14 protein-coding genes are annotated in these 17,269 nt (G+C 73.0%); 9 read left to right on the top strand and 5 right to left on the bottom strand.

Annotated features, from left to right (window positions below; all coding sequences use genetic code 11):
* Positions 1–1,108: 1,108 nt before the first annotated feature.
* Positions 1,109–1,771 carry a response regulator transcription factor gene (locus ABZ261_RS22220; protein WP_356861728.1) on the top strand — a complete coding sequence of 221 codons (663 nt, stop codon included), beginning with the start codon at positions 1,109–1,111 and terminating at the stop codon, positions 1,769–1,771.
* A 121-nt stretch (positions 1,772–1,892) separates the two neighbouring features.
* Here ABZ261_RS22220 and ABZ261_RS22225 read toward each other — a convergent pair whose 3' ends face one another.
* The 3 genes from ABZ261_RS22225 to ABZ261_RS22235 are packed head-to-tail and all read right to left on the bottom strand — an operon-like array spanning position 1,893 to position 4,898.
* Positions 1,893–3,263, bottom strand: coding sequence for a sensor histidine kinase (locus ABZ261_RS22225; RefSeq protein WP_356861730.1), 1,371 nt, complete (start codon positions 3,261–3,263; stop codon positions 1,893–1,895).
* 4 nt (positions 3,264–3,267) lie between these two features.
* The gene (locus ABZ261_RS22230) at positions 3,268–3,987 is read right to left on the bottom strand and encodes an ABC transporter permease (RefSeq protein WP_356861732.1); all 720 of its coding nucleotides are present in this window, start codon (positions 3,985–3,987) and stop codon (positions 3,268–3,270) included.
* Positions 3,987–4,898: an ABC transporter ATP-binding protein gene (locus ABZ261_RS22235; RefSeq protein ID WP_356861734.1), complete on the bottom strand. Its 912-nt coding sequence runs from the start codon at positions 4,896–4,898 to the stop codon at positions 3,987–3,989. Before ABZ261_RS22235 ends, ABZ261_RS22230 begins: the two co-directional genes overlap by 1 nt.
* A gap of 169 nt (positions 4,899–5,067) precedes the next feature.
* Between ABZ261_RS22235 and ABZ261_RS22240 the strand changes: the two genes are divergently transcribed.
* From ABZ261_RS22240 to ABZ261_RS22255, 4 genes are all read left to right on the top strand, one after another.
* A complete protein-coding gene (locus ABZ261_RS22240; RefSeq protein ID WP_356861736.1) occupies positions 5,068–6,345 on the top strand; it encodes a nucleotide disphospho-sugar-binding domain-containing protein in 1,278 nt (425 codons plus the stop codon).
* A 117-nt stretch (positions 6,346–6,462) separates the two neighbouring features.
* Complete coding sequence (locus ABZ261_RS22245) at positions 6,463–7,680, top strand: nucleotide disphospho-sugar-binding domain-containing protein (protein ID WP_356861737.1); 1,218 nt, start codon at positions 6,463–6,465, stop codon at positions 7,678–7,680.
* Positions 7,677–8,987, top strand: a complete 1,311-nt coding sequence (locus ABZ261_RS22250) for a nucleotide disphospho-sugar-binding domain-containing protein (protein ID WP_356861739.1) — start codon at positions 7,677–7,679, stop codon at positions 8,985–8,987. Before ABZ261_RS22245 ends, ABZ261_RS22250 begins: the two co-directional genes overlap by 4 nt.
* Positions 8,988–9,022: 35 nt before the next feature.
* A complete protein-coding gene (locus tag ABZ261_RS22255; RefSeq protein ID WP_356861741.1) occupies positions 9,023–10,150 on the top strand; it encodes a polysaccharide pyruvyl transferase family protein in 1,128 nt (375 codons plus the stop codon).
* Here the strand turns inward: ABZ261_RS22255 and ABZ261_RS22260 are convergent.
* Together ABZ261_RS22260 and ABZ261_RS22265 are read right to left on the bottom strand one after the other, a co-directional pair.
* Positions 10,132–11,172: an NAD(P)-dependent oxidoreductase gene (locus ABZ261_RS22260; protein ID WP_356861743.1), complete on the bottom strand. Its 1,041-nt coding sequence runs from the start codon at positions 11,170–11,172 to the stop codon at positions 10,132–10,134. The genes ABZ261_RS22255 and ABZ261_RS22260 overlap by 19 nt on opposite strands.
* On the bottom strand, positions 11,169–12,401 hold the full coding sequence (locus ABZ261_RS22265; protein ID WP_356861745.1) for a nucleotide disphospho-sugar-binding domain-containing protein: 1,233 nt from the start codon (positions 12,399–12,401) through the stop codon (positions 11,169–11,171). Before ABZ261_RS22265 ends, ABZ261_RS22260 begins: the two co-directional genes overlap by 4 nt.
* Positions 12,402–12,555: 154 nt before the next feature.
* Between ABZ261_RS22265 and ABZ261_RS22270 the strand changes: the two genes are divergently transcribed.
* The 4 genes from ABZ261_RS22270 to ABZ261_RS22285 all read left to right on the top strand — a co-directional run bounded on the left by ABZ261_RS22270 (position 12,556) and on the right by ABZ261_RS22285 (position 17,266).
* A complete protein-coding gene (locus tag ABZ261_RS22270) occupies positions 12,556–13,170 on the top strand; it encodes a dTDP-4-dehydrorhamnose 3,5-epimerase family protein (RefSeq protein ID WP_356861747.1) in 615 nt (204 codons plus the stop codon).
* A 9-nt stretch (positions 13,171–13,179) separates the two neighbouring features.
* Positions 13,180–14,460: a nucleotide disphospho-sugar-binding domain-containing protein gene (locus ABZ261_RS22275; RefSeq protein ID WP_356861749.1), complete on the top strand. Its 1,281-nt coding sequence runs from the start codon at positions 13,180–13,182 to the stop codon at positions 14,458–14,460.
* A gap of 149 nt (positions 14,461–14,609) precedes the next feature.
* The gene (locus ABZ261_RS22280; RefSeq protein WP_356861751.1) at positions 14,610–15,932 is read left to right on the top strand and encodes an NDP-hexose 2,3-dehydratase family protein; all 1,323 of its coding nucleotides are present in this window, start codon (positions 14,610–14,612) and stop codon (positions 15,930–15,932) included.
* Entirely contained in the window at positions 15,929–17,266 is a 1,338-nt protein-coding gene (locus tag ABZ261_RS22285; protein WP_356861753.1) for a nucleotide sugar dehydrogenase, read from the top strand. Before ABZ261_RS22280 ends, ABZ261_RS22285 begins: the two co-directional genes overlap by 4 nt.
* The last annotated feature ends 3 nt before the right edge of the window (positions 17,267–17,269 follow it).

The raw sequence follows: 17,269 nt of genomic DNA on the forward strand, positions 1-17,269 counted from the left end.
CTGCCGCCGGCTGAAACACCCCGGCCTCGGGCAGTCCCCCGGCCGGGGCCGGGCACTGCGCCGGCCGGCGCGAGGCAGGGGCGGCGGCACGCGCTCAGCGTCGTCGCCCGCTCGCGCGCAGTCCGCTCACCGCGACGAGGACGGCCTCGCGTCACGCGGGCAGATCAGGACGGCCGTCCACCGGCCGCGATCGGCTCGACCGCACGGCGACGCCCACCCCTTTTGCGCTCCCCCGCGGCCGCGCCCCGTGGGCCCGTCGGCGTGGCCGCTGCCCGGCGTCCGCGCCGCCCGGCGGGAAGGGGGCTCGAGGCTGCGTCCAGGGAAGGTCCAGGGGGGATCCAGCGTGCGGGCGCGGTGTGCGACTACCGCTCTGCGGTTTCTGACGCTTTCCCTCAGCATCAACCGCCCGAGTCCGGGCGAAACCAGGAAAAGCTGGACCTCTAAAGTATCGCAAAGAAACAGATTGGCACACTTGTTTCCATCAGCACCCACACCTATCCTGCCACATGTGGTCACGGCTTGGAGTTCTCCAGCCGCAATTTCAATACCGGGGGACACATGGGCACATTCAGCCAATTCGGGTCGCCAGCGACGGATCGGGACGGTGTTGCGCATCCCGCGCGCTCAGCGACTTCATGACGGGCATCCTCGGCAAATCACGTGAGCGCCTCCCGGCGGCTCCGGCCAGACCTTAGGGCCCCACGTCCGCACACCGCCCTGCCACTCCATTCGGCAATGACCACCGAGCAGCGGAACGGCGCGTGTGTGCGGGTGAGGCGCATTTCTCCCTCCCAGCCACCCGGTGGCTCGCCCTGCACGCCGATGCGGACCTTGCGGAGAGCTCGTCGGTCACCGCGGCCGCACGGTGAGGCGGCCGCCGGCAATGAATCCGGATCAGGTGTCGACCCGACAGGACCAGAAAACCGACGGAGGTGAATCCAGCGCGGGCGGCAGCGCTTCTGGCGGCCGGCGGTTCGTAGCGCCATACCGCACGTCACAGCCGGATTTCCGGCTGCGGCGGGGGTCACCGGCAGCACCAGTGACATCACTGGTCCCTGGTCGCGTGACGAGTCACATTTTCGATGCGACGAAGGAAAGAGGGCGGGACGTGACGGACGACAGCAGCCTGACCAGGATTCTCATCATCGATGAGCACACGCTGTTCTGTGAAGCACTGCGCTCGACGCTCGAAGCGGAGGAGAATTTCACCGTCGTCGGAGCCGTGCAGTTATTCCCTGCCGCAATCGAGGTGGCTCGGGACACCCAGCCGGACATCGTCATCATGGACGCCGTCCTGTCCGAGCGGTCGGTGACGAATCGTATCGCCGACATCGAGAAGGTGTCCCCCGCATCACGCGTGATCATTCTGACGAGACACGACGATCCCGTCCTCGTCCAGGAAGTGACGCTCCGGCCGAGCGTGCGCGCCTATCTTCTGAAGAGCACCACGCGACTGGTGCTGATCGCCACCATCCACGCCGTACAGGCCGATGCGCCGTCGGTCATCATCTCGGTCTCCCCGGCCTGCCTGACCGGTTCCCGGCCGACGGAGCGAAAGCAGCTCTCGGAACGCGAGCACGAGGTGATCATGCTGGTGGCCCAGGGCATGACCAACGGCCAGATCGCCAGGAAACTCTGCATCGCCGAGGGAACCGTGAAACGTCACTTGCGTAATTCCTTCACCAAACTCGATGCGGTGTCGCGGATCGACGCCGTCAACAAGGCGATGTCCGCCTCCCTCATCGCCGCACCGGGGCCGGGCGGCACCTGACCGGCCTGCCCGCGCCTCACGGCCGGTCGCCTGCGCGCAGTGGCCGGCTGCCGCGGCTTCGGCTCGGCGCCCGGGCGAAGCGCCGGGCGGCGACGCGGTCCCTGCCGCCGGCGCCCCGCCCCTACGGCCGGCGCGCGCCGGACACGGGAGCGAGGCCGTCAGGCGGTCCGGCCGTGGCGGGCAGTTCCGCGGTGACGGTGAAGCCCCGTGCCGAGGGGGCCGCGCTGAGGGAGCCGCCGGCCGCCGCGAGACGCTCGGTCAGACCCCTCAGTCCCGTGCCGGGCGGGCCGGAGGCCGCCGCCTTGCCGTCTCCGTCGTCGGCGACGGTGAGGCGGACCCGGTCGGGGGCGCTGTCGACGGTGATCTCGCAGCGGCCGGCGCCGCTGTGGCGTACGGCGTTGGTGACCGCCTCGCGCACCACCCAGCCGAGGAGAGCCTCGGTGCGGGACTGCAGAGGCGGGCCCGAGCGGCGGACGAGGGGGGTGATGCCGGCCGCGGTCAGGGCCGAGCGGGCGCGCTGCAGTTCCGCCTCCAGGCTGCCCTCGCGGTAGCCGGTCACCGCCTCGCGGATCTCGGTCAGCGCCTGCCGGCCGACCGACTCGATGTCGGCGATCTCGGCGAGCGCCGCCGTCACGTCGCGGTCGGCGAGCCGGCGAGCCGCCTCCGCCTTGACCGTGATCACCGACAGGGTGTGGCCGAGCAGGTCGTGCAGGTCGCGGGAGAACCGCAGCCGTTCCTCGTCCACCGCGTGCCGCGCCAGTTCCTCGCGCGCGGCCCGCACTTGCCGCAGGGCCTCGGTGAGCGACAGGATCGCGGCCATCACCATGGCCGAGATCCAGGTGCCGTACGCGATCTCCAGGCCGCGCCATCCCTCGTGCCGGCAGGCGACGCAGGCGGCCAGCGCGGTCACGGCCGTGCTGAAGGTGCGCAGGTGGGGGCCGCGCACGACGGCGCCGGTCGCAAGGCCGACCAGGGGGAAGAGCAGCAGCCAGTCGCCGCCGTAGACGAGGGCGAACGCGCAGGTCAGGCCCGTCATGGCGCTGAGGGCCGCCCGGGTGGCGGGGGCCTGGCGCGTCTCCTTCACGACGGCCCGGAACGCGATGTGCACGTAGAGAGCCGTGACGCACAGCAGTCCCAGTCCCCAGGCCCACGGGTCGGGGGTGCCGCCCCGGACGAGGTCGGAGACGGCGCCGGCCTCCAGCAGCAGCCACGGCAGCAGGCTGAAGCCGGTCGGGGACGGCAGCGTGTCGTCCAGCGGCTCCCCGTCCGTCCACGCGGTGGTGCGCTCCCCCGCGGAGCGGTCCCCGGCCCGCCCGCCCCCCGTCTCCCCCGTCTCCCCCGCGTTCCTGCTGCCCCCCGTGTTCTTCGTGTTCTTCGTGTTCTTGGTGTTGTTGGTGTTGTTGGTGTTGTTGGTGTTGTTGGTGTTGTTCGTGGCGTTCATGGCGTTCTTCGTGCGCTTCGGGTTCTTGGTGGCGTTCACGGTGTTCTTCATGCGTTCAGGTGCTCCGTCCGGCCCGGCGGTACGACAGGACGGCATACCCGCCGAACAGCAGCAGCCAGGCCGCCAGGAGCAGCACGCCGCCCGGGGCCGGCGCACGGCCGGCGGCGACGGAGGTGCCGAGTTCGGCGAAGCGGTGGGTCGGGGTGTAGGAGGACACCGTGCGCAGCCAGCCCGGGAACACGCTGGCGGGGAACCAGAGGCCGCCGATCACCGCGAGCCCCATGTTGCAGATCATGTTCGCCACACCCGTGGCCTGGGCGCTGAGGCCGTAGCCGTTGCCGAGGCCGAGGAGGGTGAAGGGGACCGAGCCGAGCCACAGCAGCAGCGCGATGAGGACCCACTGCCACACGTGCAGCCGTACGCCGTTGACCAGTGCGCCGGCCAGCAGCACCGTGGCGATCGCCGGGAGCACCACCACCGCCCCGGTCAGGGCGCGGCCGGCGACCACCGCGCGGGGGGACATCGGCGTCACCCGCAGCTGCCGCAGCCATCCGATGGCCCGGTCCTCGGCGACGCCCGCGCCGGCGTTCAGCGCCGAGCCGACCGCTCCGTAGGCGGCCATGCCGACCATGTACGTCGTCCTCCACGCCCCGGTCAGGTCGGAGCTGACGTTGGTGAACAGCAGGTACATCAGCAGGGGCATGGCGACACCGCCCGTCACGAAGCCCGTGTCGCGCAGCGTCCGGCGTACTTCCAGTCGCAGGTAGTCCAGCATCACACCGTCTCCGGGCAGCGGGCCGTCAGCGCCAGGAACGCGTCGTCCAGGGAGGTCGGGGCGACCTCCAGGCCGCGGATCGCGCCGAGTCCGGCCAGTGCGACGACGGTCGCGTCGGAGTCGTGGGTGCGCAGCAGGGCCCGGCCGTCGCGGACCTCCACCGCCCGTACGCCGGGCAGCGCCCGCAGGGCGGCGGCGTCGCGGCCCTGCAGGTCGACCCGGACGACGCTGTCGCCCGCCGAGCGCCTCAGCTCCTCGCTCGTGCCGTCCGCGACGATCCGGCCGTGGTCGATGACGACGATCCGGTCGGCGTAGGCGTCGGCCTCCTCCAGGTAGTGCGTGGAGAACAGCACGGTGCGTCCCTGCCGGGCGTAGGCGCGCATGGAGGTCCAGAAGGCGTGCCGGGCCTCCACGTCCAGGGCGGCGGTCGGTTCGTCCAGCACGAGGAGCGAGGGGTTGCCGGCCAGTGCGACCGCGAACCGTACGCGCTGCGCCTGGCCGCCGGAGAGGCGGTCCACGCGCCGGCCCGCCAGTTCGGCGATCCCGGCGTGCCGCAGGGCCTGGGCGACCGGCATCGGGTCGGGGTAGCGGCCGGCCACGAAGGCGACCAGTTCGCGGACCGTGACCCGGGGCACGGCCCGCGTCTCCTGCAGCATCGCCCCCACCCGGCCGGCGCGTACGGCGTGCCGGGGCGGCGCGCCGAAGAGCTGCACGGTTCCCTCGTCGGGTTCGTTCAGGCCGAGCAGCAGGGAGATGGCCGTCGACTTGCCGGCGCCGTTGCGTCCGAGCAGCGCCACCGTCTCGCCGCACGCGATGTGCAGGTCGAAGCCGTCGACGGCGGGTGTGGCGCCGTAGGTCTTGACGGTTTTCTCGAAGGACACCGCCGGTGGTGTCGCGGTCGTCTCGCTCATGATCACGACGCTACGGAAGGGGGCCTGGCACCCGGTAGATCCGTCTGTACGGACGTGGGCGGGACAAATGTCACGGGGCGTGTGGGCGGCGGCCTCAACACAGGCTTGAGGACCCTTCGAGCCCTGCCCGCGAGTCTGGGCGCCTGCCGAGGAGTGGAGGCAAGGTCGCATGCGGGTCCTGTTCACGACGTCCGAGTGGCCCGGGCACTATTTCTGCATGGTGCCGCTGGGGTGGGCGCTGCAGGCGGCGGGCCACGAGGTCGCGGTCACCTGCAAGCCGTCCCAGCGCGAGGCGGTGGGCCGGGCCGGACTGACGGCGGTGGCGGTCGCGGACGGCCCGGACCTGGCCGTCCTGACGCGGGTGGTCCACCACATCGAGATCTCGATGGGCGTCCGGGAGCCGCGGGGCCCGCTGCTGAACCCCTTCACGGGCCGTCCGATGGGCGAGCCGGGTGAGCCGGACGTCGCCGTGGAGGGGCCGAGGTTCCTCCGGCAGGCGGCCGAGGCCACCCGCCGGGGCTGCGACAACGTGGTGGAGTTCGCGCGGCGGTGGCGGCCGGATCTGGTGGTGCACGACGTGATGGCCACCGAGGGCGCGCTGGCGGCGCTGGTCGTCTCGGTGCCGTCGGTGCTGTGCGCGCCGGGGCTGTTCGGCACGGTGGAGACGGAGAAGGCGCTCGACCTGAGCCCCGGTGATCCGGTGGAGCACTTCGAGCGCTACGGGGTCGGGCCGTGGGGGCGCGACCGCATCCGGTACGTCATCGACCCGTCGCCGAGCGGTGCCGTGCCCCCGCTGGCCGGCGCGCTGCGGCTGCCGGTGCGCTACGTCCCCTACAACGGGCCGGCCGCTTCGGCGCCCGGGTCGGTGCCCCGGCGGGAGGGGCCGCGGGTGTGCATTCTGTGGGGGAACTCGGCCACTCGGCTGTTCGGGCCGGATCTGCCCGCGCTGGGGTATGCGGTGGAGGCCGCGGCGTCCTGCGCCTTCGACGTCGTGCTGACCGCCGGGAGCGAGCAGATCGACGCGCTGGGGCCGCTGCCGCCGCGCGTGCACACGTTGCGCGGCCATCCGCTTCATCTGCTGCTGGACGGCAGCGACCTGCTGATCGACCACGGCAGCGACAATCCGGTCATGAACGCGGCGGTGGCCGGGGTCCCGCGGGTGGGTCTGGCGCTGAGCGACGACCACTTCGCCTACGGCCGGCGCATCGACCCGCTGGGCGCCTCCAGGACCCTGCCCGGGCTCACCGCGCGCCGGGAGGAGGTGCACGGGGCCGTCGAGGAGGTCCTGACCGGCCCGGCGTACCGCGCGGCCGCCGCCGGGTTGCGGGCCGATCTGCTGGCCCGGCCGGCGCCGGCGCGGCTGGTGCCGGCTCTGGAGCGGCTGGCCGCGAACGGTTCGCTGGGGGCGCAGGAGGTCCCGCACGCGGAGCCGGTCGCGCAGCGGTAGCCGCCCGCGCGGTGTGCGAGGCCGGGCCGCGGGGCCGGAGCGCCGGGGCGGCCGGCGGTCCGGGCGCGCCCGGGACGTTTCATCCGAGGTCGAGGACGACAGCCAGGGGGCACCTGCATGCGCATCCTGTTCACCACCTACGCCGCTCGCGCCCACTACTTCCCGATGGTGCCGCTGGCGTGGGCCTGTGTGCTGGCCGGTCATGAGGTGCGGATGGTGAGCACTCCGTCGCTGGCCGGTGCCATCGACGGCTCCGGACTGCCGGGCGTGTGCGTGGGCGCCGACATCGATCTCGACGCCCGGCTGGCCGAGGGGGCGTTGGCGCCGCGGGACGCGGACGCGGCGGCCGGGGACCCGTATGCGCGGGTGGTGGACAACATGGCGCGGCTGCAGTTCGACACGGCGCTGGCGATGGTCGACGGGCTGGTCGGTTTCGCCCGGTGGTGGCGTCCGGATCTGATCGTGCACGATCCGGTGAGTTACGCCGGCGCGGTCGCGGGTCAGGTGACGGGTGTTCCCACGGTCGGTCACCTGTACGGCATGGCGAGGGTTCCGCGGCTGGAGCTGGCCGACCTGTGGACGGGGGTCGTGCCGCGTGCGGGGTACGCCGAGCTGTTCGAGCGTTTCGGGGTCGAGCCGCGCATCCATCCGGTGGCCTGGGTCGATCCCCGGCCGCCGAGCCTGCGCTGGGCGGAGGCGGACCCGGCGCGGGCCGCGGTGCCCAGCCATGCGATGCGGTACATCCCCTACAACGGGCCGGGGCTGCTTCCCGAGTGGCTGCGGGAGCCGGGCGGGCGGCCGCGGGTCTGCGTCACCTGGGGCACCACCCAGCAGAAGAAGCTGGGGGTCGGCGTCGTGGAGACCTTCCGGGGCTATGTCGAGGCGGTGGCCGAGCTGGACGTGGAGGTCGTCGTCACCGTCGGGGCGGCCGACGAGGCGGTGCTGAAGCCGCTGCGGGACCTGCCGGCGCGGGTCCGGAAGGTGGGCTGGGTGCCGCTGCACCTGCTGCTGTCGGGGTGCGAGGCGATCGTGCACACCGGGGGGACGGGGACGCTGATGACGGCCGCCGCCTTGGGTGTCCCGCAGGTGGGGGTGACCAGCATCCCCGAGGGGCGGCTGAACACCGAGAAGCTCGCCGAAACCGGTGCCGGCATCTGGCTGGAGGAGGCCGCGACCGACGCGGCGGGGGTCAGGGACGCGGTGGGCCGGCTGCTGGCAAAGCCCTCCTACCGCGACGGGGCCGCGCGGCTGCGCGGGGAGATCGGCAGGCAGCCGGCGCCCGGGGACGTCGTGCGGGTGCTCGAGACGATCCGATACGAGAAAGAGGTGCGATGAAGGTTCTCTTCGCCGTCTCGGCCTGGGCCGGGCACTACTCGTGCATGGTGCCCCTCGGCTGGGCGCTGCAGGCCGCCGGGCACGAGGTGCGGGTGGCCGTCGCCCCTTGCGCGGCCGACGGGATCGCGCGGTCGGGCCTGACCGCCGTGCCCGTGCTGGACACCCTGGATCTGAACGTGATGCGGCGCATGGCCTACTTCCAGGAGGCCGTCGACGGCCAGTGGACGCTGCCGGGCCTGCCGCCGCACCCGCTGACCGGTGAACCCGTCCGCAGTCTCGACGACTTCGACATCGCCGCCGAAGGCCCCGCGTACTGGGCCGAGTGCGCGGCGGCGATCGCGCGGAGCTACGACGGCGCGGTCGGGTACGCCCGCTCCTGGCGGCCCGACCTGGTGGTGTTCGACCTGATGTCGGCCGAGGGGGCGCTGGCCGCCCGGCTGCTGGGCGTGCCGTCGGTCTACTTCCCCTTCGGCCTGATCGGAACGGTGGAGACCGAGCCCGGCGTGGACCTCGGCGACGGCGACCCTTCCGGGTCCTGGCCGCGGTACGGGCAGCCGGCCTTCAGCGGCGAGCAGATCGAGTACGTCATCGACGTCTCCCCGCAGGCCGCGGCGCCGCCGGTGGGGAACGCGCTGCGCATGCCGTTGCGCTACGTCCCCTACAACGGTCCCGCGCACATCCCCGACTGGCTGCGGTCCCCGGGGCCGGGGAAGCGGGTGTGCATCCTGTGGGGCAACTCGGCGACCGGCGGGTTCGGCACCGGGCTGCCGGTGCTGCGGCACGCCGTCGACGCCGCCGCCGGCATGGCGCAGACCGTCTTCCTGGCGGCGAACACGGCGCAGGTGGAGGCGCTGGACGGGCTCCCGGACAACGTCCGGGTGCTGCGGAACTTCCCGCTGCACCTGCTGCTTGCCCTCAGTGACCTGGTCATCCATCACGGCAGCGCCAACCCCGCGATGAACGCCGCCGCCGTCGGCACCCCGCAGCTGTCGCTGGCGCTCAACGACGAGCAGCGCACGGTCAGCGGCCGGATGGCCGCCACCGGCGCCTCCCGGGTCCTGCCGGGACTGGCCGCCGGGGCCGGCGAGGTGCGCGACGCCGTCCGCACGCTCCTGCAGGAGGACTCCTACCGGCGGGCGGCGCAGCGGGTGGCCGCCGAGATCGCGGCGCGGCCGACTCCCGCGCAGCTGGTCCCGGCCCTGGAGCAGCTGGCCCGGACGGGCCGGCTGGGGCAGCGGGAGCTGGACCGGCTCACCGCGGCCGGTGACCTGCCGGCCGGCCGTTCCGCCGCGCCCGCGCCCCGGTAGCCGATCGTCGACCCGACCGACCCCGAAGGAAGCACATGGCCCTCACCGCGAAGCGCTACTACCTCGTCAGCCCGGCCGGCAACTCCAACTACGGCGACGAGCTCATCGCCGCGACCTGGCTGCGGCATCTGCAGCGGGCCGCGCCGCAGGCGGAGATCGTCCTGGACTGCCTGGAGCCGTTGCGGTCGCGTGAGCGGCTGGCGGCGCTGCACCCCCGGGTGCGTTTCACCAACACCTTGTGGCAGTTGTGCCTGCGCATCGGTTCGTCGGACGTCCGCCAGGTGGCCGACCGGGTGCGGCAGGTGATCGACGAGCCGCAGCTGGCCGCGGATCTGGCGGAGGGGATCGCCGATCTGCGCCGCTCGGACGTGGTCCACATCGTCGGCGGCGGATATCTGAACGGCCTGTGGCCGGCGTTCCTCGGGCTGCCCGCCGCGGCGGCGGCCGCGGTGCGGCATTCCGGCGGCCGTGCCGCGATGACGGGACAGGGGCTGTGCCCGGCGGCTCCGGGCAGCGGGGAGGTGCTGCGGGCCCTCGCCGCCGACTTCGACGTGATCGACGTCCGTGACGCGCCGTCGGCGGCCCTGCTCGGGCCGGCGCGGACCACGTCGACCGGGGACGATGTGTTCCTCTCTCTGGGCGATCACCTGTACGGTGCGGCGGACGGCGCCCCGCCGGTCATGATCAGTGTGCAGTCGCAGCTGTCGGAGGTGGAGTCCGAGCCGCTGCTGGGCTTCCTCGCCGGTGTCGTGCGGGCCTGGGGGGTGGAGGAGGTCGGGGTGCTGGAGTGTCTGCCCGGTGAGGACGACAAGATCCTGGAGCTGGCCGAGCGGATCCTGCCGGTGTCGCGGCGCTACCGGCTCCAGGAGGTCCTCGCCGGGGGTCTGCCGGTGGCGCCCGGCCAGACGTGGATCTCCTCGCGGTTCCACCCGCATCTGGTCGCCGCGGCCGGCGGTGCGGGCGGCGTCGCGCTGAACATCAACCCCGGCTACTACGGGGTCAAGCACACCTCGCTGATCGAGGCCGGCTCCGGCTGGTCGCTGCTGAGCGAGCCGATGATCCCGGCGAGGCCGGAGCCCGGCGGGTTCGCGCCGCAGCGGCGCCGGGAGCTGCAGGAGGGCAAGCGCCGGCTGGCCGAGTCCCTCTACCCCTCGAACGGCTGACGCAGACAGCGCCGCCGGTCCGGGCACGTCACCGCCTCCTGCCAGAAGTCGCGGACGGCTTCGCGCAGCGACCGGCGCGGCCGCCAGCCCAGCATCGCGGCGGCGCGTGCGGCGTCCGTCTGCTGCCAGACGATGTCGGTGCGGGTGGGGGGCCCGGACCCGTCGGGCAGCCGCTCGACGACCCGGGCGGGCACGCCGCTGGCCTCGATCAGCAGGTCCACCAGGGTCCGTACCGGTACGGCGGTGCCGCTGCCGAGGTTGAGGACGGTTCCGCTCAGGGGGCTTCGCGCGGCCAGGAGCACGCCCTGGGCGACGTCCCGGACGTCGAGGTAGTCGCGCCGGGCCCGCAGCGGGTGCAGGTCCAGCACCGGCGGCCGCCCGCTGTCCAGGGCGGCGAGGAGCTGGCCGGCGCACCGTCCGAGGAGGCTGCCCGCGGGTGCGCCGGGCCCGGCCACATTGCCCACCCGCAGGACCAGGCCGCTTATCCGGCCGGAGGCGGATGCGGTGAGGACGGCCCGGGTCGCGGCCAGTTTGGACCGGCCGTAGGCGTCGATGGGGCCGAGCGGTGCGTCCTCGTCGAGGGAGGTGCCGGGGGCGGCGGGGGCGTACTCGCGGGTGGAGCCGAACTGCACCAGCCGCGGGGAGGAGGGTGCGGTGCCGAGCACCTGCACGATCCGCTCGGTGAGGCGGGTGTTGGTGGCCAGCATCGCCTGCTCGTCCATGCCCCAGACCATGCCGGTGGCGTTGACCACCCAGTCCGGGCGTTGCTGTGCGAAGAGCCGGCCGATCGCCTCGGTGGAGGCGGAGGCGAGGTCCATGGTCGTCAGCCGGCAGCCGGCGGGGAGGGGGCGGAGCTGCCGGGCGACGGCCGAGACGTGGTGGCCGTGCGCGGCGAAGGCCGCGCAGACGTGACGTCCGATGTAGCCGGTGCCGCCCAGCACCAGCACCCGGCGGCGCCGGTGGGCGTCGTCCGGGTGGGCGTCGTCCGGGTGGGCGGCCGGGTCGCGTCGCGGGGAGGTCATCGCGCGGCCACCGCCTCCAGGCGGGGGACGAGCGCGGCGGGTGCGGGTCTGGCCAGCAGGTCGTCGCGCAGTGCCTGCGCGGCGGTGCGCAGCGGGGGGGAGAGCACGGTGTGCACCGCGTGGCGTATCTGCTCCCCGGTGGCGGTCAGGGCGGGCACGGACACCGAGGTGCCGCTCGCGGTGCCGCGCCGGGCGGTCTCGATGGCGTCGTCGGACAGCGGCAGCACCAGTTGGGGCACCCCGGCCACCGCGGCGGTCATCAGGGTGCAGGCGCTGCCGTGGTGGATGACCGCCGCGCAGTCCTCCAGGAGGAGCTGGAAGGGCAGGCCGGGCGCGACGAGGGTGCCTTCGGGCAGGTCGCCCAGTGCGGCGACCTGTTCCGGGGGCGCGGTGACGGCCAGGTGCGCGCCCGCGTCGGCGACGGCGCGTACGGCCGCGCGCAGGGCGGGGACGTCGCCGCCGAAGATGGCCGGCGCGGATTTGCCCCACACGAGGCAGACCCGCCGGCCGCGTGCCGGTTCCCGCGCCCACGGCGGCGGTGCGGTCGCGGGCCCGTTGTAGGGGACGTAGGCGACCGGCAGGACGGTCGCGTCGCCGTGGGCGAGTGCGGGCCGGCGCGGTGTGGGGTCGATGACGTACTCGGTCTGCTCGCGCTGCCAGGGCCGCAGCCCGTGCCGGACGAAGGAGCCGGTCGGGTCGTCGGGGCCCAGGTCCAGCTCCGTGCCGCGTTCGGCGGCTCCGAAGTAGCCGGGGCAGGCGAACACGGCGGGCACGCCTGCGGCCCGGGCCGCCAGCGGGCCCTCCTGGGACATGAGGCTGTAGCAGACGAGGTCGGGGCGCCAGGCGCGGGCGAGGGCCACCGCGGCGTCGGCGCTGGCGCGGTGGGCGGCCGCGAGGTCCTCCCACAGGGCGGCGCCCACCGCTCGGACGTCGACGTCGGCGAGGTCGTTCAGCGGCCGTCCGGTCAGCGGGTGCAGGGGCAGCGGCAGTCCGGGCAGCACGCGCCGGTCCTCGGCGGATTTCAGCAGGTGGGAGAAGCGGGCCAGGCTCATCAGATCCGGGCCGCGCAGCAGCGGCACGGGGGTGAGCCCGCTGCGGGCGACGCTGTCGGCCAGTTCGGGCGGGCAGGCCACCCGTACCTCGTGGCCGGCGCTGCGCAGGGCCCAGCCGAGCGGGACCATGCAGTAGTAGTGCCCGGTCCAGCCGGCGACGGTGAAGAGCACGCGCATGGGGTTCCTCCGTACCTGCTCCGTGTGGCGCGGAGGATCGCAGCAGGCTCTCGAAGCCGCCTCGAGCAGGCGTGGGAGCGGTCGGCGGGCGCCCGGCGCGGGGTTCGACCGCTTCCCCATCACCCCTCCAACGGCAGCGCCTAGGGTCCGGCGCATGAAGGTCCAAGAACGAAGCCTTCCGGGAGTCTTCCTTGTCTCGGCCGAGAGGCATGAGGACGAGCGGGGCCACTTCTACGAGTCTTTCCGGCGGGACGTGCTCGCCGAGGCCGTCGGGCATCCCGTGATCATCGAGCAGACCAACTGCTCGGTCACCCGCCGGGGCGGGATCCGCGGGATCCACAGCACGAACGTGCCGCCGGGCCAGGCGAAGATCGTCACCTGTGTGCGGGGGTCGGTGCTGGACATGGTGGTGGACCTGCGCGTCGGCTCGCCGACGTTCGGGAAGTACGAGGTGACCTGGCTGGACGCCCAGGCGAGCAACTCCTTGTACATCTCCGAGGGGCTCGGCCACGCCTTTCTGGCGCTGGTGGAGAACAGTTGCGTCTTCTACCAGTGCTCCGCGTCGTACATGCCGGAGCAGGAGTTCATCATCACGCCGTTCGACCGGCGCATCGGCCTGCCCTGGGGGCTTGCCGAGGAGCCGATCGTGGCGGAGAAGTACCGGGCGGCGCCGACGCTGGAGGAGGCGCTGGAGCGCGGGATCCTCCCCACGTACGAGCAGTGCCTGGCCTTCCGTGAGGACCTGCGCAGAACTCGAAACGCGAGGTGAGGAGGGGGCGTGCGGGTGCTGTTCACGGCCTCCGACTGGGGAGGCCACTACTACTGCATGATCCCTCTGGGCTGGGCGCTGCAGGCGGCCGGCCATGAGGTCAGGGTGGCCTGCCCGCCGGGTCAGGCGGCCGCGGTCGCGGGCGCCGGGCTGGTGCCGGTCGGCGTGCTGGACGGTCCCGACCTGACGTACTGGGCGCGGCTGACGCGGTATCAGGAGGCGGTGGAGGGGCGGCGGGCGCTGCCGGGGATGCCGCTGCACCCGGACACCGGCAAGCCGGTCCGCTCCCTGGAGGAGTTCGACGTCGCCTCGGCGTCGGAGCGTTTCATGGGGGAGGTCTTCGCGGCGCTGCGCCGCAGCTACGACGCGGCGGCCGGCCTGGCCCGCTCCTGGCGTCCCGATCTGGTGGTGTACGACGTGCTCACCCCCGAGGGGGCGCTCGCCGCCGAACTGGCCGGTGCGCCGTCGCTGTACCACTCGCTCGGGCTGTACGGCGCCGCCGAGACGGAGCCGCCGATCGACATGGGCCTGGACGATCCGACGCAGTCGTTCGCCCGTCACGGGCTCGCCGAGTTCCGGCGTGAGGAGATCGCATACGTGGTCGATCCCTCGCCGAGCGCGGCGGTGCCGCCGCACGGCAGCACGCTGCCGGTGCCGGTGCGGTTCGTGCCGTACAACGGGCCCGGCGGTGTTCCGTCGTGGCTGCTTCGGCCTCCTGCCGGGCGGGGCCGGATCTGTGTGCTGTGGGGTTACTCGGCCACCGCCATGTACGGCACCGGGGTTCCGGTGCTGCGCACCGCCGTCGAGGTCGCGGCCCGGCTCGGCCGGGAGGTCGTCGTCACGGCCGGCGAGGAGGAGGTCGCCGCGCTGGGCGACCTGCCCGACGGGGTGCGGGTGCTGTGCGGCTTCCCTCTGCACACGCTGCTGGAGAGCTGTGACGCGCTGATCCACCACGGCGGTGCGGGGGCGACGATGACCGCGGCCGCGGCCGGTGTGCCGCAGCTGGCGCTGTCGCTGAGCCCGGACCAGATCGTCTTCGGCCGTCGGATGGAGGCCACCGGCGCGCTGGTGTCGGTGCCGGGTCTGACCGCCTCGCCGGAGGAGGTCGAGGAGGGCGCCCGCACGGTGCTCACCGAGGAGTTCCGCATGGCCGCCCGTGTGCTGCGCGAGGACATCGAGGCCAAGCCGGCTCCGGCTCGGCTGGTGCCCGTGCTGGAGCGGCTGGTGCGTCAGGGGCGGCTGACAGCCGCGGACCTGCCCGCCGGTTCTTCTGCGGTGCCCGCCGTGTGACCTCGCCGACTTCCCCTTCCGTACCCAGAGAGAGCCGGATGGACGGTATGAAGAGCAGTACCTCGCAGAACGGTCGCCCCGCGGCGCGGCCGGACAGTGCAGCAGCGCTCCGCCGGCGTTGTGATCCGGCGGCGGCGCACCGGCTGGCGGTGTCGGCCGCCACCGTGCAGGGGGCGCACCTGTCCACGGCCCAGGTCCTGGACTGGATCAAGGAGCGGGCCCGGGCGCACGACTTCCGGGTGGAGCGCATTCCCATCTCCGAGATGGACGGCTGGGCCTTCGACGAGGCCACGGGCAACCTGCGGCATCGCAGCGGGCGGTTCTTCACCGTGGAGGGCATGCACGCCCGGGTCGAGGACCGGGTCGGCGGCAGCCCGGTGAAGACCTGGTCGCAGCCGGTCATCAACCAGCCGGAGGTGGCGATCCTGGGGCTGCTGGTGAAGGAGTTCGACGGCGTGCCCCACGTGCTGATGCAGGCCAAGATGGAGCCGGGCAACTGCAATGTGGTGCAGCTGTCGCCGACCGTGCAGGCCACCTGGAGCAACTACACCGGTGTGCACCGCGGTTCGCCCGTCAAGTACGTGGAGTACTTCGCGGACACCGCCAGGAGCACGGTGCTGGCCGATGTGATCCAGTCCGAGCAGGGCGAGTGGTTCTACCACAAGAGGAACCGCAACATGATCGTGCAGACGTGGGACGATGTGCCGCTGCACGAGGACTTCTGCTGGCTGACGCTGGGGCAGATCGGTGAGCTGCTCCATCACGACGACGTCATCAACATGGACTCCCGCTCGGTGCTGTCGTGCATCCCGGTCGAGCGGGCGGAGCGGGGCGCCCTGCACAGCGACGTCGAGGTCCTGTCCTGGTTCGCCGGGGTGCGGGCACGGTATGCGGTGGACTCCCGGCTCGCGCCGATGCACGAGGTCGCCGACTGGCACCGCACCGACACGTCCATCGAGCACCGCGACCAGCGGTTCTTCCGTCTGGTCGGGGTGTCGGTGCAGGCCAGCAGCCGTGAGGTGGCCTCGTGGACCCAGCCGCTGCTGCAGCCGTGCGCCCAGGACGTGTTCTGTTTCCTCGCCTGCCGCGTCGAGGGCGTCGTCCATGTGCTCGCCCACGCCCGGCCCGAGGGCGGCTTCGCCAACGGCGTGGAGATCGGGCCGACGGTGCAGTACACCGCCGGCGATCCCTCCCCTCCGCAGCAGCTGCCCCCGTTCGCGGACCTGGTGCGGTCCGCGGACCCGGGCGCGGTGCTGTACTCGGCGATCCACTCCGAGGAGGGCGGCCGGTTCCTCAACGCCCAGAGCCGCTACATGGTGGTGGACGTCAAGGAGCCGTTCGCCGCGCCGTCGGACTACCGCTGGGTCACCATGGGCCAGCTCAGCTCGCTGGTCCAGCACGGCCATTACCTCGGCATACAGGCGCGCACCCTGCTCGCCTGCCTGAACGCATCGGCGGTGGTTCTGGAGTGAAGGCGCTTGCCAAGAGCACGGTGGCCGTCGTCGGTCTCGGGTACGTCGGTTCGTGTGTCGCCGGGACCCTGGCGGACGCCGGATGGGACGTGGTGGGTCTGGACCTGGACGCCGGGCTGATCAGCAATCTGATGGCCGGAATCTGCCGGTTCCAGGAGAGCGACCTCGCCGGGCTGCTGCAGCGCGCGGTGCGCGAGGGCAGACTGCGCGGGACCACCGACTACGCGGACGTCTCCGCCGCGGACGTCGTCCTGATCACGGTGGGGACGCCGGTGTGGGAGGACGGCTCGCTCGCCGACGAGCAGCTGCGCACCGCCTGCTCGGAGCTGGGCCGGCACCTGCGGCGCGGCCAGCTGGTGATCCTCAAGAGCACCGTGCCGCCCGGGGTGACGAGGAATCTGGTGCTGCCGCTGCTGGAGGGCGGCGGGCTGAAGGCCGGCGCGGACTTTCGTCTGGCGTTCACCCCGGAGCGGCTCGCCGAGGGCACCGCGCTGAGCGAACTGCGCAGTTTTCCCATCGTGGTGGGCGGCCTGGACAGGGCCAGTACGGAGGCGGCCGCCGACTTCTGGGCGGCGGCGTTCGGTGTCCGGGTGCTCCCGCAGGATTCGCTGGAGGCCGCGGAGATCGTGAAACTGGCGGACAACTGGTGGATCGACCTGAACATCGCGCTGGCCAACGAGCTGGCGAAGTTCTGCTCGCTGTACGGCGTCGACGTGCTGGACGTGATCGCGGCCGCCAACACCATCCCCAAGAACAACGGTTACGTGAACATCCTGCTGCCCAGCGCGGGGGTCGGCGGGTCCTGCCTCACCAAGGACCCGTGGATGGTGTGGCAGGCCGCGCGGAGCCGGGCGCTGGAGATCCTGACCGCGCCGGCGGGGCGCCGGGTCAACGACGGCATGCCTTTGTTCACCGCGCGGACGATCCTCGACGAGCTGAGGGGGCTGGGCAAGGATCCGGCGCAGGCCACCGTGGCGGTGCTCGGCATGGCGTTCAAGAACAACACCGGCGATCTGCGGGGCACTCCGGTGGCCGCCGTGGTGGAGGCGCTGCGCGCGGCCGGGGTCCAGGTGCGGGTGCACGATCCGCTGGTGGATGCGGCGGAGGCCAAGAAGCTGCTGGGGTTCGGGCTGTCGGCCACGGTCGAGGAGACGGTGCGGGGGGCGGACTGTGTGGCCGTGCTGGCCCTGCACACCGTCTTCGAGTCGCTGGACTTCGCCGCCCTGCCGGTGGCCGGGCGGTGTCTCGTCCTGGACGGCCGGGCCTACTACTCCAAGCAGAAGATCGCATCGCTGCGGCAGCTCGGATACGTCTATCGAGGAATCGGGCGGTAGTGC

The organism is Streptomyces sp. NPDC006193 (genome assembly GCF_040613915.1).
In the GTDB taxonomy this organism is placed as follows: domain Bacteria; phylum Actinomycetota; class Actinomycetes; order Streptomycetales; family Streptomycetaceae; genus Streptomyces.

Excerpts from the sequence above, each read along its gene's own strand:
- ABZ261_RS22225 (WP_356861730.1), bottom strand. The coding sequence starts at position 3,263 with ATGAAGAACACCGTGAACGCCACCAAGAACCCGAAGCGCACGAAGAAC.
- ABZ261_RS22265 (WP_356861745.1), bottom strand. The coding sequence starts at position 12,401 with ATGCGCGTGCTCTTCACCGTCGCCGGCTGGACCGGGCACTACTACTGC.
- ABZ261_RS22260 (WP_356861743.1), bottom strand. The coding sequence starts at position 11,172 with ATGACCTCCCCGCGACGCGACCCGGCCGCCCACCCGGACGACGCCCAC.
- ABZ261_RS22255 (WP_356861741.1), top strand. The coding sequence starts at position 9,023 with ATGGCCCTCACCGCGAAGCGCTACTACCTCGTCAGCCCGGCCGGCAAC.
- ABZ261_RS22250 (WP_356861739.1), top strand. The coding sequence starts at position 7,677 with ATGAAGGTTCTCTTCGCCGTCTCGGCCTGGGCCGGGCACTACTCGTGC.
- ABZ261_RS22245 (WP_356861737.1), top strand. The coding sequence starts at position 6,463 with ATGCGCATCCTGTTCACCACCTACGCCGCTCGCGCCCACTACTTCCCG.
- ABZ261_RS22235 (WP_356861734.1), bottom strand. The coding sequence starts at position 4,898 with ATGAGCGAGACGACCGCGACACCACCGGCGGTGTCCTTCGAGAAAACC.
- ABZ261_RS22240 (WP_356861736.1), top strand. The coding sequence starts at position 5,068 with ATGCGGGTCCTGTTCACGACGTCCGAGTGGCCCGGGCACTATTTCTGC.
- ABZ261_RS22270 (WP_356861747.1), top strand. The coding sequence starts at position 12,556 with ATGAAGGTCCAAGAACGAAGCCTTCCGGGAGTCTTCCTTGTCTCGGCC.
- ABZ261_RS22230 (WP_356861732.1), bottom strand. The coding sequence starts at position 3,987 with ATGCTGGACTACCTGCGACTGGAAGTACGCCGGACGCTGCGCGACACG.